At 58.6% G+C, this 22,982-nt stretch carries 19 protein-coding genes; 14 read left to right on the top strand and 5 right to left on the bottom strand.

The window, feature by feature from the left end; translation table 11 throughout:
• Positions 1 to 7 precede the first annotated feature (7 nt).
• Both HNQ72_RS07560 and HNQ72_RS07555 read right to left on the bottom strand, forming a co-directional pair.
• Entirely contained in the window at positions 8 to 1,393 is a 1,386-nt protein-coding gene (locus tag HNQ72_RS07560) for a polysaccharide biosynthesis/export family protein (RefSeq protein ID WP_244654322.1), read from the bottom strand.
• An 83-nt stretch (positions 1,394 to 1,476) separates the two neighbouring features.
• A complete protein-coding gene (locus HNQ72_RS07555) occupies positions 1,477 to 2,157 on the bottom strand; it encodes a sugar transferase (protein WP_183990998.1) in 681 nt (226 codons plus the stop codon).
• A gap of 723 nt (positions 2,158 to 2,880) precedes the next feature.
• On the opposite strand from HNQ72_RS07555, the gene HNQ72_RS07550 reads away from it, so the two are divergent.
• A complete protein-coding gene (locus HNQ72_RS07550) occupies positions 2,881 to 3,177 on the top strand; it encodes an exopolysaccharide production repressor protein (protein ID WP_244654321.1) in 297 nt (98 codons plus the stop codon).
• Between the two features lie 111 nt (positions 3,178 to 3,288).
• A complete protein-coding gene (locus HNQ72_RS07545) occupies positions 3,289 to 4,296 on the top strand; it encodes a glycosyltransferase family 2 protein (protein WP_183990996.1) in 1,008 nt (335 codons plus the stop codon).
• Positions 4,297 to 4,375: 79 nt separating this feature from the next.
• Here HNQ72_RS07545 and HNQ72_RS07540 read toward each other — a convergent pair whose 3' ends face one another.
• Positions 4,376 to 5,344 (bottom strand): glycosyltransferase family A protein, encoded by a 969-nt coding sequence (locus HNQ72_RS07540; protein ID WP_183990994.1) that lies wholly within the window; start codon positions 5,342 to 5,344, stop codon positions 4,376 to 4,378.
• A gap of 682 nt (positions 5,345 to 6,026) precedes the next feature.
• Here HNQ72_RS07540 and HNQ72_RS07535 point away from each other — a divergent pair.
• The 11 genes from HNQ72_RS07535 to HNQ72_RS07485 all read left to right on the top strand — a co-directional run bounded on the left by HNQ72_RS07535 (position 6,027) and on the right by HNQ72_RS07485 (position 19,685).
• Positions 6,027 to 7,007, top strand: a complete 981-nt coding sequence (locus HNQ72_RS07535) for a glycosyltransferase family 2 protein (protein ID WP_244654320.1) — start codon at positions 6,027 to 6,029, stop codon at positions 7,005 to 7,007.
• Positions 7,008 to 7,099: 92 nt separating this feature from the next.
• Positions 7,100 to 8,596: a lipopolysaccharide biosynthesis protein gene (locus HNQ72_RS07530; RefSeq protein WP_183990992.1), complete on the top strand. Its 1,497-nt coding sequence runs from the start codon at positions 7,100 to 7,102 to the stop codon at positions 8,594 to 8,596.
• Positions 8,597 to 8,635: 39 nt separating this feature from the next.
• On the top strand, positions 8,636 to 9,664 hold the full coding sequence (locus HNQ72_RS07525) for a polysaccharide pyruvyl transferase family protein (protein WP_183990989.1): 1,029 nt from the start codon (positions 8,636 to 8,638) through the stop codon (positions 9,662 to 9,664).
• A 524-nt stretch (positions 9,665 to 10,188) separates the two neighbouring features.
• Positions 10,189 to 11,340 carry an acyltransferase family protein gene (locus tag HNQ72_RS07520; RefSeq protein WP_244654319.1) on the top strand — a complete coding sequence of 384 codons (1,152 nt, stop codon included), beginning with the start codon at positions 10,189 to 10,191 and terminating at the stop codon, positions 11,338 to 11,340.
• A gap of 73 nt (positions 11,341 to 11,413) precedes the next feature.
• On the top strand, positions 11,414 to 12,136 hold the full coding sequence (exoK, locus tag HNQ72_RS07515) for an endo-1,3-1,4-beta-glycanase ExoK (protein ID WP_280518261.1): 723 nt from the start codon (positions 11,414 to 11,416) through the stop codon (positions 12,134 to 12,136).
• A 67-nt stretch (positions 12,137 to 12,203) separates the two neighbouring features.
• Positions 12,204 to 13,397, top strand: a complete 1,194-nt coding sequence (locus HNQ72_RS07510; RefSeq protein ID WP_183990985.1) for a glycosyltransferase — start codon at positions 12,204 to 12,206, stop codon at positions 13,395 to 13,397.
• Between the two features lie 14 nt (positions 13,398 to 13,411).
• Positions 13,412 to 14,440, top strand: coding sequence for a glycosyltransferase family 2 protein (locus HNQ72_RS07505; protein WP_183990983.1), 1,029 nt, complete (start codon positions 13,412 to 13,414; stop codon positions 14,438 to 14,440).
• The gene (locus tag HNQ72_RS07500; protein ID WP_183990981.1) at positions 14,437 to 15,366 is read left to right on the top strand and encodes a glycosyltransferase family 2 protein; all 930 of its coding nucleotides are present in this window, start codon (positions 14,437 to 14,439) and stop codon (positions 15,364 to 15,366) included. The genes HNQ72_RS07505 and HNQ72_RS07500 overlap by 4 nt, the downstream gene beginning before the upstream one ends.
• Before the next feature lie 2 nt (positions 15,367 to 15,368).
• Complete coding sequence (locus tag HNQ72_RS07495; protein ID WP_183991407.1) at positions 15,369 to 16,319, top strand: glycosyltransferase family 2 protein; 951 nt, start codon at positions 15,369 to 15,371, stop codon at positions 16,317 to 16,319.
• Between the two features lie 44 nt (positions 16,320 to 16,363).
• Entirely contained in the window at positions 16,364 to 17,269 is a 906-nt protein-coding gene (locus tag HNQ72_RS07490) for a UTP--glucose-1-phosphate uridylyltransferase (RefSeq protein ID WP_148143057.1), read from the top strand.
• Positions 17,270 to 17,339: 70 nt separating this feature from the next.
• Positions 17,340 to 19,685, top strand: coding sequence for a polysaccharide biosynthesis tyrosine autokinase (locus tag HNQ72_RS07485; protein WP_183990979.1), 2,346 nt, complete (start codon positions 17,340 to 17,342; stop codon positions 19,683 to 19,685).
• Between the two features lie 69 nt (positions 19,686 to 19,754).
• Here HNQ72_RS07485 and HNQ72_RS07480 read toward each other — a convergent pair whose 3' ends face one another.
• Both HNQ72_RS07480 and HNQ72_RS07475 read right to left on the bottom strand, forming a co-directional pair.
• Positions 19,755 to 20,348 carry a TetR/AcrR family transcriptional regulator gene (locus HNQ72_RS07480; RefSeq protein WP_373289393.1) on the bottom strand — a complete coding sequence of 198 codons (594 nt, stop codon included), beginning with the start codon at positions 20,346 to 20,348 and terminating at the stop codon, positions 19,755 to 19,757.
• Positions 20,349 to 20,988: 640 nt separating this feature from the next.
• Positions 20,989 to 21,654: a sulfite oxidase-like oxidoreductase gene (locus tag HNQ72_RS07475; protein ID WP_183990976.1), complete on the bottom strand. Its 666-nt coding sequence runs from the start codon at positions 21,652 to 21,654 to the stop codon at positions 20,989 to 20,991.
• 122 nt (positions 21,655 to 21,776) lie between these two features.
• Between HNQ72_RS07475 and HNQ72_RS07470 the strand changes: the two genes are divergently transcribed.
• A complete protein-coding gene (locus tag HNQ72_RS07470) occupies positions 21,777 to 22,961 on the top strand; it encodes an aminotransferase (protein ID WP_183990974.1) in 1,185 nt (394 codons plus the stop codon).
• Positions 22,962 to 22,982: the final 21 nt, after the last annotated feature.

Below are 22,982 nucleotides of genomic sequence, written 5' to 3'. Positions count from 1 at the left end.
CCACCTATCACTGCATCAGAAGGTCTGATGATACCTTGATCACGTCACCGGGACGCAGCATGGCGTTTTCATCGACGGTGATCTGTTTCGGACCGTCGCCATTATCCCGGACGATGACGTATTTGATCGTCGCGTCCTTGTTGGACGGGTCGAACTTCAGGGCTTCGGCCGACTGCGCCAGGGCTTCCTGCATCAGTTCACGGCTAGTCGAGAGTTCAAGGCCGAGCTTTTCCAGCTGCGCCTCGGTGTCCTGCAGTTCCTGAGCGCGCTGGGCATCCCAGTCGTTGCGAAGGTTGATCTCGTCCTGGTTGGCCTTGTTGATATCCTGCTTGGCGCGCAGCGAAGCCGTATCCGTATCCAGCATGTTGGATTCGAGATCGGCTGCACGCTCTTCCGCCGAGAGACGGCGGCTGGATGTGGCAAGACCCTGTTCGCTGAGCTTGGCCATGCGATCGCGGTCGTCGTTATAGAGCGCGAGCTGCCGCTGCTGTGTTCCCGATTTCTGCGCCAGAGACTGGACTTCGGTATCGAGCAGGGTTTTGAGGTCGGCCAACGCCTTCAATTGAAGCTCGTAACGTTCGCGACGCGACTTCATCAGAGAGGCCTCGCTCGCCATCAGTTCCTTTGCGTTCGGCACATCCTTCAGTTCCGGCGGCATGGCCAGTTCCTTGGCATTGGCGATTTCGGCCATGAGGCGCGCCCTGCGAGCGATCAAGCGGCCGCGTTCCGAATCACTGACCTGCGCATCGCCGCGCGCCCGGATGAAATCGCGGGCAAAGCGCTGGCCGGCGTCTGAGCGCTTGAGGCCGCCGGCGAGGCTGACGGCTTTCAGAACGGTCAGATTAGGGGAATAGGGATATTCGCCCGGCTTATCGACATCGCCGGCCAAGAAGAGCGGCCGGAATTCTGCGATTTCCACGGAAGCCGAGGGGAGATTGCGGAGGGCGAATTCGCTCTGCAGCCTCTCGCCGATCGCCTTGCCGACTTCCGCCGTCGTCTTGCCGGCGGCATCGAGATCACCGATGAAGGGCAGCGAGAGTGCTCCGGACGGGCCGACCGCATAGTCGCCGCTCACGGCATCCCAGGTGCGGACGCTGCCGTCTGCCGGCTGCCATTCCGCAACGCGAATGCGAAGCTTGTCCATCACGCCAAGGCGATAGGCGCCTTCCTGGATCTTTGCGCCGACCGCTGCCGTCGCTTGCGCGGGCTTGCTGGTCTTCGTCGCAGGCTGGGCCGCAGACGCGGCCTGAGGTTGGGCTTGGGACTGGGGTGTCTGGGATTGAGGCTGGGCAGAAGTTTGCGCGCCTGCTGATGTGGTCAGCGACAAAACAAATGTTCCCGCCGCCATTGCCAGCGTCGGGATGCGTCGCGGAAAGACCATTCGGATACCCATCAGATCTCCTTGGTTTATTGTATTTCGTATTTCGTGGTGATTTCCGCACCGGCGGATAACGCGCGGTGCGGCTATGATGCCCGTCAGTAGCTACCGCGGGCCATGCAGACGGCAGGGATCGTCTTCAAGATGATCGAGACATCCTTTGTCAGCGACCAGTTCTGCACATACTGCGTATCGAATGCGATGCGGGTCTCGTAAGACACGTCATTGCGTCCGCTGATCTGCCATAGGCCGGTCAGGCCGGGGCGAGTCTGCAGGTAATAGACGGCAGAGCTGTCATAGACCTTCAACTCGTCGTCGACGACCGGGCGCGGACCGACGACACTCATCTCACCGCGAACGATGTTGAGGAGCTGCGGCAGTTCGTCAAGGCTGAGCTTGCGCAGGACACGACCAACGGCTGTGACACGCGGGTCGTCCTTGAGCTTGCGGGTCTGGCGCCATTCTTCCGCAGCCTCGGGGTTTTCCCGAAGATGCTTCCGAAGCAGTTCATCGCCATTGACCGCCATGGTGCGGAACTTCAGGCATTTGAACACACGGCCCCTGTGGCCGATGCGGCTGTGTCCGTAAAAGGCGGGGCCTTTGTCGGTCAGCTTTACCAAAGCCATGATCATCAAAAACAGCGGGCTGAAAACGATCAGGGCCATGCCTGCTGCGGTTACGTCGAACGTTCTTTTGGCCAGGCCGCCGATCGGGAGTGTCATGGCGGCATGGTCCAGGTCTGATAGCGGCGTATCTGCCGAACGTGTCGCTGACTTCATAGAGGGGGCTCCATTTAGGTTTGGCGATAGTCGGTGCCTAAAGCGGCGCTTCATTGAGCTGGTATGTGATAATAAGTCTGTGTTCGTAATTTGATGCCAGACAAAAATTTCTGCGATGTGACGGGAAGGGCCGGTGAGAGGCCAAAAGGCGAGATATCGTCACAGCTGCAGCTTGTGATCGTAAATATAAAGGCTTACACAAATACTACCGCAAGCCTGTAAAATTGAATCGATGTCGAATATTAATCGTAATCGAAACTTGATCCGAATGTATTACGGTCAATTTTACGCGGCCTAATCATTCGCCGCTTCTTAAGGTTCAGGTCCTAAGTAGCTTGTCCTTAGGACCAAAGGCCTAGGCCTGCTGCACTGCAATACAATGGTGCGGCGCAAAAAGGCGCATGATGGCGCCTTGTGACCTTTGTAACAATAAGTGAACGGATTGCGCGGGCGCTCGGCACCGGGCGGCGTCTATTTGTTCCAAGAAGCGCCAATTCAGGCTTAATTGTGGCGAAAGTGTGGTGCAGGTGTGTGGTAACAGGGTGTTGAACCGTTTGAAAGGCACCTAGCGGGCGATGATGGAACCTTACGAAAGATTCACTGGTCAAAATTTATGAGCCGGCGAAAATCTTGAAAACTCTCTCACTGCACAGTAATGTAAAGGGCATGTGAGAGGACTGATGAAATTTAAAAATTCATAAGAAAAGTCCCTCGGGAGGAATGATGATGTACGCACCGCGTGTATTCGTGAGCATGTTGGGCACACTCGCCGTGTTTGCTATTGCCGCTTACGTCATGTCCGGTTCCTTCTGGACGGCGCTCATCGAGACTATTTTCTGCGCGCTAATACTTCAGATCGGTTATTTCATCGGCATCGTTTACATGGTGCGTCGGGAAAAGGCGCAGATGGATGCCGACCGCTCGAGTGATGGTCTCAGGGCAAACTCGAGATCAGATGCAGGCGTTCGCGACAGCCTGACAGCCGAGGCGCCAGCTCGGGTTCACATTCAGGATCATTGAGCCTTTGATGGGCATTTCTGGCCCCTAAAATTAGCTCTTTCACATCGCTGCCATTTTCCTAAGTTCATAAGTCTGCACCAATGAGCGGTGAAACGGACGATGGAGAAGCTTATGGCGCAAGCCGTTGACGAAACGATCTGTGTGATCATCGCAGCCAAGAACGCATCCGATACGATCGGTCTGGCCGTGGCTTCTGCCCTTCGCGAGGCCGCCGTATCTGAAGTTGTCGTCGTCGATGATGGCTCCAGCGACGGAACGGATCAGGCGGCACTTGCAGCGAATGATGGAAGTGGTCGCCTGAAGATCATCTCCTTCGAGAAGAACCAGGGGCCTTCGGCGGCCAGAAATGCGGCGATTGCCCAGTCGAGCGCGCCGCTGATCGCAATTCTTGACGCAGACGATTTTTTCTTTCCGGGCCGGTTCGCGCCGATGCTTGCAGAAAGCGGATGGGATTTTATCGCCGACAACATTGCCTTCGTCGCCGATCCTGCTGCTCTTTCTACTCCGGCGCGGTTTCAGTCGCGAGCGCGCGAGCTTTCGCTCGTCCAGTTCGTCGAGGGTAATATTTCGCAGCGTGGCAAACCGCGCGGCGAGACCGGTTTCCTGAAGCCGGTCATGCGCCGATCCTTCATCGTTGCAAACGGCCTAACCTACGAGGAGGGGCTGCGGCTCGGCGAGGATTACGATTTCTATGTGCGGGCACTTGCGCTTGGCGCCCGTTACAAGGTGATCGAACATTGCGGTTATGGCGCCGTGGTACGCGGCGATTCTCTCAGCAGCCGTCATCGCACCGAGGACCTGAGGCGGCTTTATGAGGCCGACAACGCCATGCTTGCCGCCATTCAATTGTCTCCCGATGCGCGTTCGGTGATTACCCATCACCGCGACCACATCAAGGCGCGGTATGAATTGCGCGAGTTTCTCGATGTGAAACGGCAATCGGGCAAAGGAGGTGCGATCAGGCATATCCTGTCGCGTCCGGATGCCTTTGTGCCGGTGGTCACCGGCATTTTCTTCGATAAGTACGATGCGCTTCGGCGCAAAAACACGTCCGCGGCGTCACTGCCGACGACTCCTCGCTATCTGTTGGCCGGCGTGCCGGTAGCAGGGCAAGGCTGACACCGTAATGATAGAGGGCGGATGATCTGTCACCTGCCCTCTCGTTTCGTCGCGAAACCTTGTCCTTTGCCCGGCTGGATTATCCGCCCCGGCGATCGATCTTGCCTGCGCCGAGCTTGACGGCTGCGCCAAGAATGGCCGGGTCGCGCATGACCCAACGGGCCAGCATGCCGAAGTCGGGCGACTGGCGGCGCTTCAGCCGTCCCGCCTGGCTCCACAACGCCTGTCGTCTTGCGATGTTCTTGTAGGAGGTGATCGACGCGACGTCCTCCGGCCTGTCCTCGAAACGCGTTTCGAGCGTATCGAGCGCCACGAGTGTGTTGAACTGCTGCTGGAGGAATTCCGGCGACTGGTTGTCAATGCCGTGGAAGATGTTGACGCCCATGCCGCGGGCGGCACCCGGTGTGTCGCACAACACGGTTCGCTTGGCGTTGAGGATGCAATCGGCAAAGAACAGCACGTCCTCGGCGGCAAGCCGCAATGCCGGATCGAACCTTATCTTCTCGAATAGCGGCCGGGCGATCACCATGCAGCTCAGGTGCAGGAAGGCCCAGTCTTTCAGCATGACGCTGGCAAGCTCGGGGATCTCCAGCACGAGAGGATCCTCGACCAACGTCTTGCCTTCCTCGGTCTCGGCAAGCTTGGCCATGCCGAAATGGTAATAGAATTCCTCGCTTTCCTGCATCGAGGCGAAATAGCATTCGGCCTCAAAGCGGGTCATGAAGTCATGGGCGTTCTTCAGGTGGTCGGTGCGCCATATGTCGTCGGAATCAAGCAGGGCGACGAAGCGTGTTTCTGGCGGAACATTGTCCAGGCCGGTGTTGCGGGCTGCACCCGGTCCGCCGTTTTCCTGGCGGATGACGCGGATCTTCGCCTTCCATTCGGCGGGGCTGTCGCGCAATTCCGTTTCAGCGGAGAGGGGCGACTGGTCATCAACGATGACGATGTCGAAATCCTGAAAACTCTGCGCGAATATCGATTTCAGCGCGCGGGACAAAATTCCTTTTTTCCGTTGGTAGAACGGAATGACAACTGTGAAACTAGCCATGTTTTGAATTCCTTAGCAGTTCTGGAACGTGAGCTTGGGTGGCTTTCCATCTTTCTTGGCGAGAGGAGAGGGCGCGTATCTCAAAGCCGAGGCCGGGCTGTCGCCCGTTGCGGAACAGAGGATAGCGACGAGGCATCTGCGCCCTTGCGGACGCAGGTCTATCTGTCGAAGCTGGCAGCCGGGGCGGCTGTAGCGGGAGGCTTGCGAACGGTTAAGCAGGCCTGAACAGACACAGTTTTACGATCAGCGGACCTTTCCAAATTATGAGGACGCGGACCCAATTCTTGCAGTCCGACGCGATTCTCGGCCTGGCGATTCGCGCGCTAGTCGATGCGACCGATGTCGCAAACGCCATATTGGTGTCGTGGTTGCGCAAGCGCACACACGCGATCCTAATCTTGGGCACTGCACCAATTTTAGAAGGGTGAATACGGCAAAAGGGTGAATTTCGTGCTGTTTGGCGTGAGGGCAGAGCAGGCTTAAATGAGTAAAATCGGTCGTTTTTGCCTGAAAACAGTGGATTGAGGCGACCGATTATCATTTTTCCGACAAGAAAGGCGGGTATGCAAAATATCAGGCGCTGGCAATGTTCCGGCACGAAAGCTGCCCTATCTGTGAGCAGCAATCATGAAAATACCCCAATTGCACTCCTGATTGTTTTCGTGGTTTGTTGCAGTGCAAAATGTCTCTTGGTGACGAAGTGGCGGCAAGCCGCTTCATTCGCGTAACGGTTGAAGGGAACAGGATGACGTTCGAGGTTGTCGATATTAGCCTCATCATTTCTTCGCGTAATCGCGCCTTCGGGCTCGATAGCTGCCTGCAGGCCATCTCCAATGCCGCGCTGCAAGCCCGAGACCTCAAGCTCGAGTTCATCTTCGTCGACAATGGTTCGACCGATGCAACTTCTGAGGTCGTCGCCAAGTGGAGCGAGACCGCTCCGATCAAAACGACGCTGATCTTCGAAAGCCGTCCGGGCTTGTCGCATGCCCGTAACACCGGCATCGAGAATGCTCAGGGGCGCATCCTTGCCTTTACCGACGACGACTGCGAAGTTTCGCCGGATTATTTCACCACCATCGCCGCTCTGTTCGCCGATGATACCGCCCCTATCATGCGCGGCGGCCGCATCGACCTTGGCGATGAGCGCGATCTGCCGATCACGATCAAGACGGACACGGAACACGCGGTTCTCAACATCTACAATCATCCGGGCGGCTTCATCCACGGATGCAACATGGCTTTCCCGAAGGCATTGGCCGACAAGGTCGGTGTTTTCGACGTGCGCTTCGGCGCAGGCGCCACGTTCCGCTCTGGCGAGGATACGGATTACATCCACCGGGCTTTCAGGGCGGGTTTCAACGTGGAATATGTTCCGACCCTCGTGGTCAAACATTTCCACGGCCGGCGCAGCATGGACCAGGTTCAGCGGCTGTTCGACGGATATTCCTATGGCAATGGAGCGCTCTACGCCAAATACATGTTTGTGCGGGACTCCAACATGCGCGGCATGTTCCGCTGGGACGTGCGCCAGGCGCTGAAGGAATATTTCGGCGGCAAGAACCTCGATAGCGCGCTGGGGCTGACCTATCGGAACACGGTGAAGCAGAATTTTGCCGGGCTCTGGGCCTATTGGCGCAGCGGCCGGGCTGGCCAAACCTCGTAAAACATCCGGACATTTTCGGAAACGGTCCACACCATGCGGGCCAAGACACATATGGGGCGGTATTTGCCGCCTTTCAATCGATTGGAATGTTCATGGATGCTCAAGCCGTCGACAGTGGCGACCTGAAAAAGAAAACCGCGACATCGATCCTGTGGTCGATCGTGCGCGTCGGGTGGAGCACGGTCGCGACCTTCGTCATCTTCGTCATCCTGGCCCGTATCCTCGGGCCTGCGGATTTCGGCACGTTTGCGCTTGCCAGCCTGTTCGTCGAAATCGGCCGGGTGCTTGCCTATGCCGGGCTTGGCGATGCGGTGACCCGTCAGCTGGAGCTGGATGAGGAACTGGCAGATACCGCCTTCTGGGCCTCGGTCGCCTTCAGCGTCTCGGTCGGAGTTGTCATCTTTTTTGCGGCACCCGCCTATGGCGAATTCGTCCGCGATCCGAATGTTGCGGCAATCCTCAAATGGCTGGCGCTTTTCCTGCCTCTGTCATCGCTCGCCGTCATCCACAATGCCCGACTGGCGCGTGATTTCGGCCACAAAAGCCTTGCCGCCCAGAGCATTGCCGCGAGCCTTCTGTCTGGTCTCACGGCCGTTGCCGCGGCCTTTCTCGGTTGGGGCGTCTGGTCGCTGGTAGCACAGACGGCGGTCAACGGCATCGTGCTCGTCGTTCTGGGCTGGTTGTCCTATCGGTGGATCCCGAAGCTGCGCTTCAACTTCGCTATCTTCCGCTCGATCTTCCTGTTCAGCGTCAGCCTCGTGGTCAGCCAAATTCTCTGGATGATGCTTGCCCGCGTGCAGGATATCTTCATTTCGCGATGGTTCGGACCGACCGAAGTCGGGCGTTATAGGATTGCCTGGCGGCTGATCGAGCTGATCTCGCAGGCAGTCTTGTCTCCGATCGGCAGTGTTGCACTGGTGACGCTGTCAAAGCTGCAGAACGATCCGGTCAGCTTCCGCAACGCCTATAACCGCATTGTAGGGCTGGCAGCGCTTGGAACCTTCCCGTTGCTGCTCGGCTTCGGTGCGCTGTCGGATCAGCTGATCCTCTTCCTGTTCGGCGACAAGTGGGGCAATGCCGGCGATGTCGCGACCGTGCTCGTCATGATGGCCGTGCCGTTCGTGATGAACGTGTTTGCCTCCTCGGCGCTTGCGGCCGTCAACAAGGCGCAGAGCATCTTGTCAGTGGCGGCGCTGCAGCTTGCGATGACTGTCATTCTGACGTGGCTGCTGGTGCCTTACGGCATTATCGCGGTTGCTGCCGGATATGCGCTGCGGGCGTGGCTGACCATGCCTTACCAGCAATATGTGCTGAAGCGCTTTGCCCATATCGATTCACTGGGAACGCTGAAGGCTATATCGATGCCGTTCATCGGTTCACTGGTCATGGCCGTCTGCGTCTGGTTCGCCAAGCCGGTAATCCTTGCGGCGGTAACACCCGCATGGCTGGGCACCGGGCTCTGCATTGCGCTGGGCGGCGCCATCTATGCCGCATTCATGCTGATTTTCGCCTTTAAGATGATCCGGCCTTATCTCGCCATGATCATGTCGATGCTGCCGGCACGCTTTCGCCTGCTGGCGCAAAAGTAGACCCAATTGGAAATGAGACCGTACGTCCAAGGAGATCCCATGCAGGAAACAAGTGCTGCCACCATCAAGAGGCTTCAGGGTGTAATCCACGAGAACCTCGCCGATCTGGTCGATCTGTCCGGGCGCTACGCGCTTCTGGATTTTCCGAACCATTACAATATCGGTGACAGCGCCATCTGGCTCGGGGAACTTGCCTATTTCGACCGGGTAAAGTCGAAGCCGAGCTTTGTCAGTGAAATCCCGACCCATAGCGACGAACGGATGCTGGCTGCGATTGGCGACGGCCAGATCCTGCTGCATGGCGGCGGCAATTTCGGCGATATCTGGCCGGGTTTCCGCGAATTCCGCGAGCATATACTGGGGAAATACCAGGGCCGTCCGGTCATCCAGATGCCGCAGACGATCCATTTCAAGAATCAGGAAAACGTCGACAGCACAGCACGCGCGATCGAAAAGCACGGCAATTACAAGCTGCTGGTGCGCGACAAGAAGAGCTTCGAGTTCGCCAGGAAGTGGTTCCAGTGCGAAGTCCGGCTTTGCCCGGACATGGCCTTCTGGATCGGTCCGGTAAAGCGCCTGGCGCCGAGCCATGACCTGCTCCTCAACCTCAGAGCCGACCAGGAAGTCGGGGCCGCGCACGATACGTCGCGTGCGATTGCGCGTCCGAACGTGATGGTGGCTGACTGGCCGGAAAACGAGGAAGCCGATTTCCAGAAGCGCACCAAGCGTGCAGCGATCATCAAGGGCCTGTTGCGCGGCGATGTCGGCGGGCGGGCGAAAATGACGGAACTGGCCTATCGCGAGCGGGCGCAGCAGCGTTTCGATCGTGGCGTGCGGCTGTTGAGTTCTGCGCGGCAGGTGATCACCGACCGCATGCACGGACATATCATGAGCCTGCTTCTCGATGCCGACCATTGCGTGCTCGACAACAGCTACGGCAAGACCAGCACGTTCATCGATGCCTGGCAGACCGCCAATGGCGACCGAGCAGCTCTGGTTGCAAATATCGACGAGGCGCTGGACGTTCTGGACAAGCGCACGGCTCTCAGCCGCGCGACAACCATCTGACAAGGCGTCTCGCCCGCAAGGGTAAATGAAATCCTAAAAAACGCAGCCAAAGCGGCCGGGCGATAAAACGCCCGGCCGCTTTTTTTGTCGCAATTGCCGCCGACGGTGAGTGTTGGGCCATCCGGGATACCTGCCGACAAGCGGTTTTGGGCGATTCGGGCAAATCACCGATTTCGCCTCATGTTTGCCATGTTTTCGCCTTAATTCGCCATTGTTGACGCAGTCGCCTCACGTGCAATGCACGATCACGCGAGAAAACGTGATTGTTTTTTTAATTTTGGGTTTCGCTGCGGTGCAGCATTTTCATATTAGCTAAATCTGTAAAGACCATATTTGACAGTGCTTTCAGCCTGACAAAAGGCAAGTTGCATCCGCCGAAAACGCCCCCACTGCTAGATTTCGCACATGCCAAATTTGCTGCGCTGCCACATTTTACCCGAAACTTACCGTGATGCTTCTCACTCACGCGGGCTCAAGTCTGCTCTGATTGAAATGGCGGTGACGGGAGGCGCTGCCCAAAAGGGGTGACTGGTTTGAATGTTGATCAGAACATATCCTCGCGTATCAATTTGATGCGTATCCTGCTGATCTGCGGCATTGTCTTCGTGCATGTGCCTCACGATCCGGCATCCGATGTGGTGATTGCCCAGACCGGTTGGTTCAACTGGCTGAGTGTTTTCCTTGGCGACAGCCTGTTCCGCATCGGCGTGCCGTGCCTCAGCATGATTTCGGGTTATCTTCTGCTGCGCAAAGGCGCTGCATCCTTCGACTATGGCAAGGTGGTTCGTTCCAAGACCATGACGGTGCTTTTGCCGTTCCTGATCTGGAACCTCGGCTTGTTCGTCGCGATCCTCGGCCTGCAGCGTGTTGGCATCGGCGTCGGTTATTTCCCCGACATCACGGCATCGCTGCGCGAAATGCTGACCTATGCGTTTGCGCTTGAAGGCATGCCGGCGAATGTGCCGCTGTATTTCCTGCGCGATCTGTTCGTCTGCATTCTTCTGTCGCCGATCCTGCTGTTCCTGCTGCGTCACGCGGCAATCCCGGCTCTTGCCCTGCTTTTCGTTCTGGCCGTTATTCCGGACCTGAGCTTTGCCATCGTCGTCAAACGCTCGATCCTGTTCAGCTTCGCGCTCGGCATGTTCCTCGGGATGCGTGGCGCCGATCTCAAGGCGCTGGACCGTTTGGCATGGCCGGTTTCGATCGCCACGCTTGCCGCGGCCTTCGCCCTGTCGCTGGCGATTTATCTGAGCCAGCCTGCTTATCCCTGGGGTGTCGATCTTGCGCGCAACATTCTTTCGATCGTCGGTGCTTTCGGTTTCTGGATGATTTCGGCGATTGCGATCGAGACACGGCTTGGCAGGCGGCTGGCTTCGACCGGCAGCCTGAGCTTCTGGGTCTTCTGCGCCCATTATCCGGTTCTGGTGGCGTTGTGGATGGTGTGGAACCGCGTCGCAACGGCGGAAGCCTATCCGCTCTTCTATTTCGGCTCTGTTGTCGTCTCGCTTGTCATCTTGGTGATCAGCAACGCCGTCATGATGCGGATTGCGTCGCCCGTTTATGAGGTCCTGACCGGTAGCCGCGGGCGCAGGGAAAAGCTCGCGAAAGCGACTTCGAGCCGTCCTGTCGGGTCTTCGCACCCGATGGAACCGAAACTGTCACAGCAGCGCAGGTGAAACCATGACGACCATCGCACACAAAATCGCGGCCGCCATCTCCACTCTGGGCCTATCCTTTCTGTCCGCCACCATGCCGGCTGCGGCGCAGGGCACGTTGAACAACAAGTCCTTTGTCGAGAATTTCGACAGCTTCGACCGGTCCTTCTGGTATGTCGCAGACGGCTGGGCGAATGGTTCGCACCAGAACTGCACCTGGTCGAAGAAGCAGATCGATACGGCAGGCGGAACGCTGACGCTGAATTTTTCTGAAGGCCAGTCGAAGGACCGCAAGTTTCTCTGCGGCGAAGTGCAGACCAAGTCGCGTTACCTTTACGGCACCTATGAGGTGCGGATGAAGGCGGCGACCGGTTCGGGCCTCAACTCGGCCTTCTTCACCTATATCGGCCCGACCGACAAGAAGCCCTGGGACGAGATCGACTTCGAGGTGCTCGGCAAGAACACCAACCAGGTTCAGGTCAACCAGTATATCAACGGCAAGGGCGGCAACGAGAAGCTCATTCCCGTCGCCGGCGGCGCCGATCAGGGTTTCAACGATTACGCCTTCGTCTGGGAAAAGGACCGCCTACGTTACTTCGTCAACGGCAAGCTCGTTCACGAAGTGACGGATCCTTCGAAAATACCGACCAATGACCAGAAGATCATGCTCAGCCTGTGGGGTACCGACACGCTGAAGGACTGGATGGGCCGCTTCTCCTATCAGGGGCAGGCATCCATGGTGATCGACCGGGTTTCCTTCACCGCCCAGGGAGACGCGTGCCAGTTCCCTGAATCCGTCGCCTGCAATCTCGATTGAGCCTGACCGCAGCCATTTCTTCGCTTGTCATATTGCGTTGAGTTTTTCAGCACAGGAGCATGCCCGTTTGAGCATAAACGTTCTCTATCTCGCCCATGATCTGGCCGATGCGGCTATCAGGCGGCGTGTGCTTACCCTGAAGGCCGGGGGAGCAGACGTGACGGTTGCGGGCTTTACCAGAGGACGCAACCTGCTTGAGGGTGAGCCGGGCGTGCGCACCATCGTGCTGGGCGAGACCTCCGATGGAAAGTTTGCGCAGCGGATCGGTGCTATCGTCAAGGCGAGCGCCGGGCTGAAAAGCCGGCTTGCCGGTATCGACCGTCCGGATGTGGTTATCGCCCGCAATCTTGAAACGCTGGCGCTGGCAGGGCAGGCGGCGCGTCTGTTCGATCGCAACCTGCCGATCGTCTACGAATGCCTCGATATCCATCGCCTGCTGCTCGATGAAGGCTGGAAAGGGCGTCTGGTGCGGGCATTCCAGCGCCATTTCGGCCGCCGTGCACAGCTCTTGATCACCAGCTCGCCCGCCTTTGTCGAAAATTTCTTCCAGCCGCGCTCGGGGCTTTCGCTGCCGGTTCTGCTGCTGGAAAACAAGGTTCTCGCGCTCGACCCGGACAGCCTGCCGCTTCAGCCGACGCCACGTGCGCCAAAGGCCGGTGAGCCCTGGCGGATTGGCTGGTTCGGGGCAATCCGCTGCGCCAAGTCGCTCGCGATCCTGACAGATTTCGCTCGCCGCATGGACGGCAAGGTCGAGATCGTGCTGCGCGGTCGGCCCGCCTATAGCGAATTTGCCGATTTCGACCGGATCGTCGCAGACGCGCCGCATGTCACCTTCCACGGTTCCTACCAGAACCCGGAGGATCTCGCCCGCATCTATGACGAGGTACAGTTCAACTGGGCGATCGACTTCTTCGAGGAAGGCCTGAATTCCGAGTGGCTGCTGCCAAACCGCCTTTACGAAGGCGGGCTTTATGGCGCGGTGCCGGTTGCGCTCAAATCGACCGAGACCGGCCGCTTTCTTGCCCACCGCCAGATCGGCGTGACGGTCGATAAGGCCACGCCCGAGGCGCTGGAAGCGCTGTTCTCTCAGATGACGCCCGAAATTTACGCCGAACAGTTCGCCCGGATCACCTCGGTCGAACGCGGTCAATGGATCACAGGTCCGGCCGATTGCCGGGCGCTGGTTGCAAAACTGGCATCGTTAAAACCCGATTTACGCTCTCCTGCTGAAATGCAGGCTGCGTCAACCATGCAGTCGTGAGGTGGAATATGGTAATGAGTAGCGTTTCCGGTTCCGACGTGTCGAACCAGACTTCTGAAATCCCGGCCAATCCGCGTGTTCTTCTCGTCATCCCATGCCTTAACGAGGCCAAGACGATCGAGGCGCTGTTGCGCAAATTTTCGCTCCAGCGGGGCGAGACCGATATGCTGATCGTCGTTGCCGATGGCGGCAGCCGCGACGGCACGCCGGATATCGTTCGGCGGATGATCGGGGAAATCCCGGATCTGGTGCTTCTCGACAACCCCAAGCGCATCCAGAGCGCGGCGATGAACCTCGCGGTCCAGACCTATGGTGACGGTCGCGACTATCTGATCCGCATCGACGCGCATGGGGATTATCCGGACAATTATTGCCAGGCGCTGATCGAGGAAGCAGTCCTGCATCAGGCGGATTCGGTCGTGGTCGGAATGGAAACGGTCGGCTTTGGCGCCTTCCAGCAGGCGGCCGCGATCGCCCAGAATTCCAAGCTCGGTAATGGCGGCTCCAAGCACCGCGCCGGTGGTGGTGGCGAATGGGTCGATCATGGTCACCATGCGCTGATGCGGATCGCAGCCTATCGCCAGGTCGGCGGTTATGATGAGACCTTCAGCCATAACGAAGATGCCGAGCTGGACTTCCGGCTCAGGAGCGCCGGTTTCCGCATCTGGATGACGGGGCAGACCTTCATGACCTATTACCCGCGTTCCAGCGCTTCTGCACTCTTCCGCCAGTATCTCGGCTATGGCCGGGGCAGGGCGAAAAACCTCTTGAAGCACCGCGCCATTCCGAAGATCCGTCAGGCCATTCCGCTTGCGGTCGCGCCGGTGGTTGCCGGTGCAGTTCTGGCCTTGCTCTACTGGTGGGCGGCCGTTCCTGTTGCCGTCTGGATGATCGCCTGCGTGGCTTACGGCGCCTATATGGCAATCGGCCAGCGCAACATGATCGCACTCTTCGCCACCATTCCCGCGATGATCATGCACCTCGCCTGGTCTGCCGGATTCTGGATGGAACTGCTTCGCATTCGACGAAAGAGGGCTGCATGACGGCTGATCTCACCGTGGCAAAAATCGACATCGGCATCTGCACCTATCGGCGTCCGGCGCTTAAGGATACGCTGGAATCGCTGTTCAAGCTGACCGTTCCGGCAGGCGTTTCATTGCGACTGATCGTGGCGGACAATGATGCGGTTCCCAGTGCGAGCGATCTGGTGGAGAGCATTCGCGCGCAGTCTCCGTTCCCGATCCTCTATGTCCATTGCCCCAAGTCGAATATCTCGATCGCCCGCAATGCCTGTCTCACGTCTGCCGATGCGGATTTCCTCGCCTTCATCGACGACGACGAGACCGCGACGCCGGAATGGCTGGCCGCTCTTTATGAAAAGGCACGCCAGACGGGTGCGGAAGCCGTGCTCGGCCCAGTACGCGCGCTTTATGGCGACGACAGTGCAGCGTGGATGCGCAATGGCGATTTCCACTCCACCATGCCGGTCTGGGTCGATGGCAGGATCATTACCGGTTACACCTGCAATACGCTGCTCGACATGCGCTCGCCGCTTATCACTGGGCGCCGTTTTGCGCTGGCGCTCGGCCAGAGCGGTGGTGAAGACACGCATTTCTTCTCGCAGCTGACGGAAAGCGGTGGGCGGATCGAATTTGCCGAGGATGCCTTGGTGCTGGAGCCGGTGCCGGCAAGTCGCGCCAGCTTCCTGTGGCTTGCCAAACGTCGTTTCCGTTCCGGCCAGACCCATGGCCGGATCGTTGCGGCAAAGAGCGGTGGTATGAAGCGTTTTCCCAAGGCTCTCATCGCTGCCACAAAGGCCGGTTATTGTGGTGCGATCGCCGCTGCCTTCACGCTTATGCCGGTTAAGCGCAACCGTTATGCGCTGCGTGGCGCGCTGCATGTCGGCGCCGTAATGGGCATGCTCGGCGTTCGTGAAATCCGCCAATACGGCGCCCCGGAGGCTGCGTGAACATGGATAGCGGGATACCCGATATCAGCTTCATCATTGCCGCCTATAATGCGGAAGAGACGCTCGCGCGTGCAATCGACAGCGCTCTGGCGCAGCTTGGCGTCACCGTCGAGGTCATCGTCGTCGACGACTGTTCGACGGACGGAACGGCGGCGCTTGCCGAAAGCTATGCCGATCCTCGCGTGCGGCTGATCCGCCAGCCGCAGAATGGCGGGCCTGGCAGGGCGCGCAATACCGGTATCGCTGCCGCGACCGGCCGCTTCGTCGCGACGCTCGATTCCGACGATGCCGTCTATCCGGAACGTTCGCTTTCCATGCTGCAGCGGGCAAGGACGCTCGATGCGCAGATGGTGGTGGACAATGTCGATGTCGTCGGTCTGGAAGGTGGCGCTGCAAAGACCATGTTCGACAGGCGGCATCTGGAACAGAAGCGGGAGATCACCCTTGCGGAATTCATCGATTCCAACCTGATCTTCAAGACCACGTTCAATTACGGTTACATGAAACCGATCTTCGACCGGGCCTTTCTTCTGGAGCACGATCTCAACTTCGATGAGGGCTTGAGGATCGGGGAAGACTATATCCTGTTCGCCTCTGTTCTGGCAGCCGGGGGGCGCTGCGCCACCGATCCCAATCCGGGCTATGTCTATTATCTGCTGCAGGGATCGATCTCCCGTGTGCTCAAGCAGAAGCATCTCGATGACATGCTGGAGGGCGACAGCCGTTTCATGGCGCGCTTTTCGCTGGGTCCGGCCGAAATGGCCGCACAGCGTCGTCGCACGCGCAGCATCATCGAAGCCCGCTCGTTTCTCACCCTCGTCGACGAGGTCAAGGCCAAGTCGCTCAGTGGGTTCCTCAAAACCGCGTTGAAAGCCCCGGGAGCGTTAAAACACTTCCGGATGCCTATCGCTGTTCGCATGCGCCGGTTCGCCAAGGCGGCCGGTGTCAACTGAAATCCGATCAATCGGGTGTGTATGCCCCCTGGAAAGGACTAGGAATGAACCTGAAAAGACCAGTTCGTAAGGCAGTTATCCCTGTCGCAGGCAACGGAACCCGCTTCCTGCCCGCGACAAAGGCCATGCCGAAGGAAATGCTGACGATCGTCGATCGTCCGGTCGTGCAATATGCCGTTGATGAAGCCATGCAGGCAGGCATCGAAAACATCATTTTCGTCACCAGCCGTAACAAGACTGCCATTGAAGACTATTTCGACAGCAATCCCGAACTGATCGCCAGCCTCACCCGCTCAGGCAAGACCGTGCAGGTCGCGCAGTTGGAAAAGATGCTGCCGCTCGCGGGTACTGTCAGCTATACGCGCCAGCAGGTCCCGCTCGGTCTCGGCCACGCGGTCTGGTGCGCCCGTGAGCTGGTCGGCGACGAGCCGTTCGCGCTGCTTCTGCCCGACATGGTTTCCTATGGCGCCCGCGGCTGCATGTCCGGCCTGATGGACCTTTACGAAGAAGTTGGCGGTAACGTGTTTGCGGTGGAGCAGTGCGCGCCGGAAGAGACGTCGAGCTATGGCGTGGTCGCCATCGGCCAGGATGTTCGCCACGGTTTCCAGGTCACCGGAATGGTGGAAAAGCCGAAGCCGGCCGATGCTCCGTCGAACTATTACCTCAATGGTCGTTATATTCTGCAGCCGCAGATCTTCGAGCTTCTCGAAAGCCAGGAGCGTGGCGCCGGAAACGAGATCCAGCTGACCGACAGCATGCAGAAACTGTTGAAGGTTCAGCCGTTCCATGCACATCCTTACCAGGGACGTACATTCGACTGCGGATCCAAGCGTGGCTTCATCGAGGCAAACGTCGCCTTTGCGATGATGCGTGCGGACATGAGCGGCGATCTGGCGGTGACGATCCAGGAACTGCTCGATGCGCACGCGACCAAGGTGCGCGCGGCTTGACGCATAATGATTACGGGAAAGGCGAGACATTCGCCTTTCCTGCACTATTTTCCCCAGAGCGGATGACACAATGGATCAGGCAAACTTTCGACCGATGACGATGTTTCCCCCAGAACCAAAAGACCACGACACGTTCATCGACCTCGACAAGCTGTGGTCTGCGGCCATGCGCCGGTTGGGTGTGATCGGTGCCTGCGTTGCTGCAATGGTCGTTCTGGCCGGGCTTTATCTGGTCTTTGCCCAGCCGATGTATACGTCGATGACGAACATTCTCATGGACGACAATCTTTCCCGTTACGCGGAAGAAAACGCGTCGGACAATCAGTCGGCGCAGATGCTCGACAACCGCATGTCCAGTGCCGTGGAAATCCTGAAGTCCAAGGAACTGGCACTCAGCGTCGTCGGCAAGGCGAAGCTCGACCAGAATGCCCTGATCGTCGACCCGCCAAAGTCGCCTGTCGATCTTGTGAAGGGCATGCTGCGCGGTGTCACATCGATTTTTTCCGCCGATACGCCCGCTTTGACCGAAGAGCAGATCGCAGCAGGTCGTCGTGAAAAAGCAGCCGCGATCATCCAGCAATGGTTGACCGTCGAACGTGTCGGGCGCAGCTCGGTCATCGCCGTTTCGGTGCGCTCACCGGACAAGATGCTCTCGGCGCAGATTACCAAGACCTATGCAGAATCCTATCTAACGGAGCAGCTCAACGCCAATTTCGACGCCACTGAGCGGGCCAGCATCTGGCTGCAGGAGCGGTTGAACGATCTGAATACCCGCTCGCAGCAGGCGTCGCTCGCTGTCGAACAGTTCAAGCGCGACAAGGGGCTGATTTCCCCGCGCGGCGAACTTCTGTCGGCGCAGCAGCTCTCCGATTTGAACAGCCAGTTGATCGTGGCTCAGGCCGATGCGGCAACCGCCGCCGCCCGCTACAACCAGTACAAGGCAATCATCGACAAGGGGCCGGAAGCGGCCGTGCACAATGCGGTCGTCTCCAATCGCGACACCGACAACACGGTGATGCAGGATCTGCGCAAGCGCTATATCGGCATCAACGATCGCGAACAGGCGATCATCCAGCAGTTCGGCGCCGATCATCCGCAGGCTATTGCGATGAAGGCCGAGAAGCAGGACGTGACCAACCAGATGTTCCGCGAATTGCAGCAGCTGACGGGCAGCTTCAAGAACGAGCTGGACGTGTCGCAGTCGCGCGTGGAATCGATGCGGGAAAATATCCAGCGCGTCGCAGGCAACAATTCCGATGCCAATGTGAACATGGTTCAGCTGCAGGAGCTGGAACAGAAAGCTTCGGCCCTCAGAACGCTTTACGAGTCCTACCTGCAGCGTTTCGAACAGGCCTCGCAACAGCAGTCGCTGCCGATCGCCAAGGCGCGCGTGATTTCCGATGCCGGTGTGCCGGTATCGCCGTCCAGCCCGCGCAAGACGCTGACCATAGCGCTGTCGGTCATTCTCGGTCTTTTGATCGGCTGTGCCGCCGCCGCCGTTCTGGAACTGCGTGAACGCTTCTTCCGCACCGGCGAAGACGTGCAGCAGAAGCTCGGCATGCGCTTCCTCGGCTACCTGCCGCGCATTGCCGGTGCCGCGCGTGAAGACGCGCCGAAGCCGAGTGCCGTGCCGGAACAGGGCGAAGCCGCCAACCAGCCGGTTGGCGATCCGATCTCCTTCCGCCGCATGATGCGTGTTGCGGTCGAGGCTCCGCGTTCGCAGTTTGCCGAAACGCTGCGCAATACCAAACTTGCCTGCGATATCGTGCTTCAGGGCAAGAAATGCGCCGTCATTGGTGTCGTTTCCTGCCTGCCGGGCGAGGGCAAGTCGACGGTTGCGGCAAATTTTGCCGGTCTGATCGCATCAAGCGGCGCACGCACACTGGTTATCGACGCCGACCTTCGCAATCCGGGTCTTTCGAAGATGCTGGCAAGCGAGCCGGAAGTCGGTCTCGTCGACGTCATCCTTAACAAGACGTCCTGGACCAGCGTTGCCCGTGTCGACCGCCGTTCGCGCCTCACCATCCTGCCGATGACGACGCGCGGCCGTCAGGTGACCCATACGAGCGAGCTTCTGGCTTCCAGCGGCATGAGCCAGTTCCTGGAAAGCATCAAGGATACGTTCGACGTCATCGTCGTCGACCTTGCGCCACTTATCCCGGTCATTGATGCCAAGGCGTTCGAGCCTTATGCGGATGCCTTCGTGTTCGTCACCGAATGGGGCGCGACACCGGCCAAGGCGGTTCAGAGCGTGCTGCAGTCGGAACCGCAGATCGCCGCAAAGACGATCGGTGTCATCCTCAACAAGACGGATCTTTCCGAACTGCACAAATATGCCGATCCGGGTGCGCCGGAGCGTCTGCGCAGCAACTACCTGTCCTATTACCGGGACTACAAGGAAGTCGCTGCCGAATAACGGCGCGACGATCTCCATCAAAGAAAAGCGGCCCGGTTTTCCGGGCCGTTTTTGTATCTCGATTATGGTTCAGCGCTGAACGCGCAATCCGTCCATCAGGAGGCCGATCAGGCGATTGGCGCTGTCGCGCCATTCGGGCGTGTCGGGGATAGAGTAGATGCTGGACATCGCGTGCATCAGGTCCGACTGGCCGATATCCTTGCGAATGAGGTTCTTTTCCTGCGCTGTCGTCAAAAGCTTGTCGAAGGAGGAACGGATACGCCCGAACCCTTCGGCGAACATGGTGGAGTTGGAGCTGGCGATGATCTTCAGGCTGCTTGCCATGCCGCGCTTGGTCGCCATGTAGTTGACAAAGCGGCGCATCCATTGTTCGAGCGCGATGTCGGCGGCTTCGGTGCGCGACAGTTCGTCGGCCGCATCCGCCAGATTTTGCAGCTCACGCCGATAAACGACCTCGACCAAATGTTCGCGTGTCGGAAAATGCCTGTAAAGCGTGCCTATGCCGACACCGGCCTTGCGGGCGATATCTTCCAGCGAGGTCTCTACGCCATTGTCGGCAAAGGCCTGGGCGGCGATTTCAATCAGCTTGTCGCGGTTGCGGCGTGCGTCCGCCCGCAGTTTCGGCGTCTTCTGATCTGCATTTTCCGGCGTGGCCGAGGCCAAAATCATGCTCCTGCGCGATCGTCACCTGACGCTTGGGCATCAAGTCACTGGTTTGAATGGAGGAGCCTCCGAATTGGAAGTCCTCTTCGTTTTAAACCGGAAGCGGGGTGAATGTCATGCGTGAAATGCAGTATGCCGAGCGACAAGGAAATAGGGGATTGTTCCAGCGACTTGAGCCGGAGAAACCAGTCCGTGGATGACAAGACAGATTTCCACGGTTGTCATCTTCCTAGCTGGCGCCAGGCGATGATATTTCCCGAAGTGACGCTGGGGTCTCCGTGGACTGGATAGGTGTATCCCGTATTGGGTTTGGCATTAGGCATCCGAGAAGGAAATGTCGTTCGCGCATACTGCATGTACCGTGCATCGGCTTTGGGATTGCCCGTTGAATCTCGCATGGAAACGGACGCCATTTTGCCATTTGCGTCGGTTCTAACCAGCACAGTTCCTATACGTTTGGTCACGGGGCTGCAGCCCGCGACACACAGGCCCAGAAGGAAAACCGCAATCAGGCGCATAAATAGCTTTCTGGAAAATAGACTGAATTAGTTCTGCTGTTGATCTGTAATGGCTCTCGTGAAAAGTGCAATCTGCTGAGACGTCGCGACCGCGTCCTCTGATGCCATAACGCGACCGGCTTTCAATCCTCCGAATACCGCTCTTCCGCCCACGGATCACCGCGCATGTGATAGCCGTTTTTCTCCCAGAAGCCGGCATGATCCATGCCGTTGAAATCGATCCGCTTCAGCCATTTGGCGCTTTTCCAGAAATAGAGATGCGGCACCACGAGGCGCACCGGGCCGCCATGTTCCTCGCTTAGCGGCGCGCCTTCCCAGTCGGTGACGATGATCGCGTCGGGCGAGGAGAAGTCGGAAAGCAGCAGGTTAGTCGTGTAACCGTCGTAACTCGTCAGCATGACAGCCGTTGCCTGCTCCATGGGGTCGACGAGATCGAGGAAGTCGCGGGTGGAGACGCCTTTCCAGTTGTTGTCGTAGCGCGACCATGTGGTCACGCAATGGATGTCGGAGAGCATGTCCGTCTGCGGCAGCGCCCGGAATGCGGCCCAGTCGAGCGTCACCGGATTGTTGACGAAGCCGTGGACCTCCAGTTTCCATTGTGCCGTCGAAACGCTTGGCTGCTGGCCAAGATCGAGCACCGGCCAGTTCTTCACCAGATGCTGGCCGGGCGGCAGCCGGTCGGTTTCCGGCCGGGCATGGCGACCGGTGAGGAATTTGCCCTCGTCAGCCCATTTGCGCTTGGTGATGGTAAGCTTGGAATCTTGCTGTGCCGGGGTGTCGTCGGCCATTTGCGGTTCTCCCGTGGGTGCCGGAGGCGATGTTAATGCGGTTCCGCTTGCGTCATCGGATAATCTGATGAAGAAGAAGAGCAATTCAATTGCCCGTCTTTTAAAATCTTCTCCGGAACATCATGCTCGCCTCAAATTCCCGCTTCAATCCGCTCGTCGACAAGCTTTCGCTTCCGCCCGTTCCTTCGGTTGCCGCATGGGGCCGCGCCTATGATGCTACGAAAGGGCCGCTGATCGATCTTTCGCAGGCCGTCCCCGGTTATCCGGCGCATCCCGAGATGCTGCGCCTACTCGGCGAGACCGCGTCGTCCACCGCCTATACCGGTTATGGTCCGATCGAAGGCGACCAATCGCTGCGTGACGCCTATGGCGCCCATGTCGCCGAGGTTTATGGTGTTCCGCTCGCGGCTGCCAATACGCATATCACTTCCGGCTGCAACCAGGCCTTCGTCTGCGCCGCGATGACGGTTGCCGGTCCCGGCAATACGGTCCTGATGACCGAGCCCTTCTATTTTAACCACGAAACGACGCTGGCGATGATGGGCATCAAGACTGCCTTCGTCGCCTGCAAGGCCGAAGACGGGTTTCTGCCGGAGGTTTCTGCGATCGAGGCTGCAATTACACCCGAGGTAAAGGCGCTAGCGCTCGTTTCGCCCAACAATCCGACCGGTGCGATCTATCCGCCGCAATTGCTCGAAGCGATATTCAAGCTCTGCCAGGACAAGGGCATCTGGCTGATCCTCGACGAGACCTATCGCGACTTCCTGCCTGAAGCCGGCCAAAGGCCGCATGGCCTGTTTAACCTCAAAGGTTGGGAAGAGACGCTGATCAGCCTCTACAGCTTCTCGAAATCCTTCTGCATTCCCGGCCATCGCCTCGGTGCGATCACGGCGAGCGAAGCGGTGATCGGGCAGGTCGCCAAGATCATGGACAATCTGCAGATCTGCGCACCGCGTGCCGCACAGGGTGCCGTTGCGGCTGCATTGCCCTTGCTTGCCGCATGGCGTGAAGAAAACCGGCAGGAGATCGGCCGCCGTGCCGAGGCACTGAAGGCCGTCATGCAGCAGCTTCCCGATTGGCAGCTCGATGCAATCGGCGCCTATTTTGCCTTCGTGCGGCATCCGTTTGCCGGTGTCGGTTCGGCGGAAGTCGCGGAAAAGCTCGCCAAACGTGCCGGCATCACCTGCATTCCGGGCGTCTATTTCGGCGAGGGCCAGCAGAATTATCTGCGCTTTGCCTTTGCCAATGCGGATGCCGAGACGATCGGTCGACTGACGGAACGTTTGAAGAACTTTTCGCTGTCGTAATCGGCACGGCGCGCCTATAAC

It is taken from the genome of Aliirhizobium wenxiniae (assembly GCF_014201355.1).
GTDB lineage: Bacteria > Pseudomonadota > Alphaproteobacteria > Rhizobiales > Rhizobiaceae > Neorhizobium > Neorhizobium wenxiniae.
The sequence above is the reverse complement of the archived record's forward strand: the minus strand, read 5'-3'. Positions and strand labels throughout refer to the sequence as shown.

Coding starts and splice junctions, on each gene's coding strand:
- HNQ72_RS07560 (WP_244654322.1), bottom strand. CDS start 1,393: ATGGGTATCCGAATGGTCTTTCCGCGACGCATCCCGACGCTGGCAATG.
- HNQ72_RS07555 (WP_183990998.1), bottom strand. CDS start 2,157: ATGAAGTCAGCGACACGTTCGGCAGATACGCCGCTATCAGACCTGGAC.
- HNQ72_RS07550 (WP_244654321.1), top strand. CDS start 2,881: ATGATGTACGCACCGCGTGTATTCGTGAGCATGTTGGGCACACTCGCC.
- HNQ72_RS07545 (WP_183990996.1), top strand. CDS start 3,289: ATGGCGCAAGCCGTTGACGAAACGATCTGTGTGATCATCGCAGCCAAG.
- HNQ72_RS07540 (WP_183990994.1), bottom strand. CDS start 5,344: ATGGCTAGTTTCACAGTTGTCATTCCGTTCTACCAACGGAAAAAAGGA.
- HNQ72_RS07535 (WP_244654320.1), top strand. CDS start 6,027: ATGTCTCTTGGTGACGAAGTGGCGGCAAGCCGCTTCATTCGCGTAACG.
- HNQ72_RS07530 (WP_183990992.1), top strand. CDS start 7,100: ATGGATGCTCAAGCCGTCGACAGTGGCGACCTGAAAAAGAAAACCGCG.
- HNQ72_RS07525 (WP_183990989.1), top strand. CDS start 8,636: ATGCAGGAAACAAGTGCTGCCACCATCAAGAGGCTTCAGGGTGTAATC.
- exoK (WP_280518261.1), top strand. CDS start 11,414: ATGCCGGCTGCGGCGCAGGGCACGTTGAACAACAAGTCCTTTGTCGAG.
- HNQ72_RS07505 (WP_183990983.1), top strand. CDS start 13,412: ATGAGTAGCGTTTCCGGTTCCGACGTGTCGAACCAGACTTCTGAAATC.
- HNQ72_RS07500 (WP_183990981.1), top strand. CDS start 14,437: ATGACGGCTGATCTCACCGTGGCAAAAATCGACATCGGCATCTGCACC.
- HNQ72_RS07495 (WP_183991407.1), top strand. CDS start 15,369: ATGGATAGCGGGATACCCGATATCAGCTTCATCATTGCCGCCTATAAT.
- HNQ72_RS07490 (WP_148143057.1), top strand. CDS start 16,364: ATGAACCTGAAAAGACCAGTTCGTAAGGCAGTTATCCCTGTCGCAGGC.
- HNQ72_RS07485 (WP_183990979.1), top strand. CDS start 17,340: ATGGATCAGGCAAACTTTCGACCGATGACGATGTTTCCCCCAGAACCA.
- HNQ72_RS07475 (WP_183990976.1), bottom strand. CDS start 21,654: ATGGCCGACGACACCCCGGCACAGCAAGATTCCAAGCTTACCATCACC.
- HNQ72_RS07470 (WP_183990974.1), top strand. CDS start 21,777: ATGCTCGCCTCAAATTCCCGCTTCAATCCGCTCGTCGACAAGCTTTCG.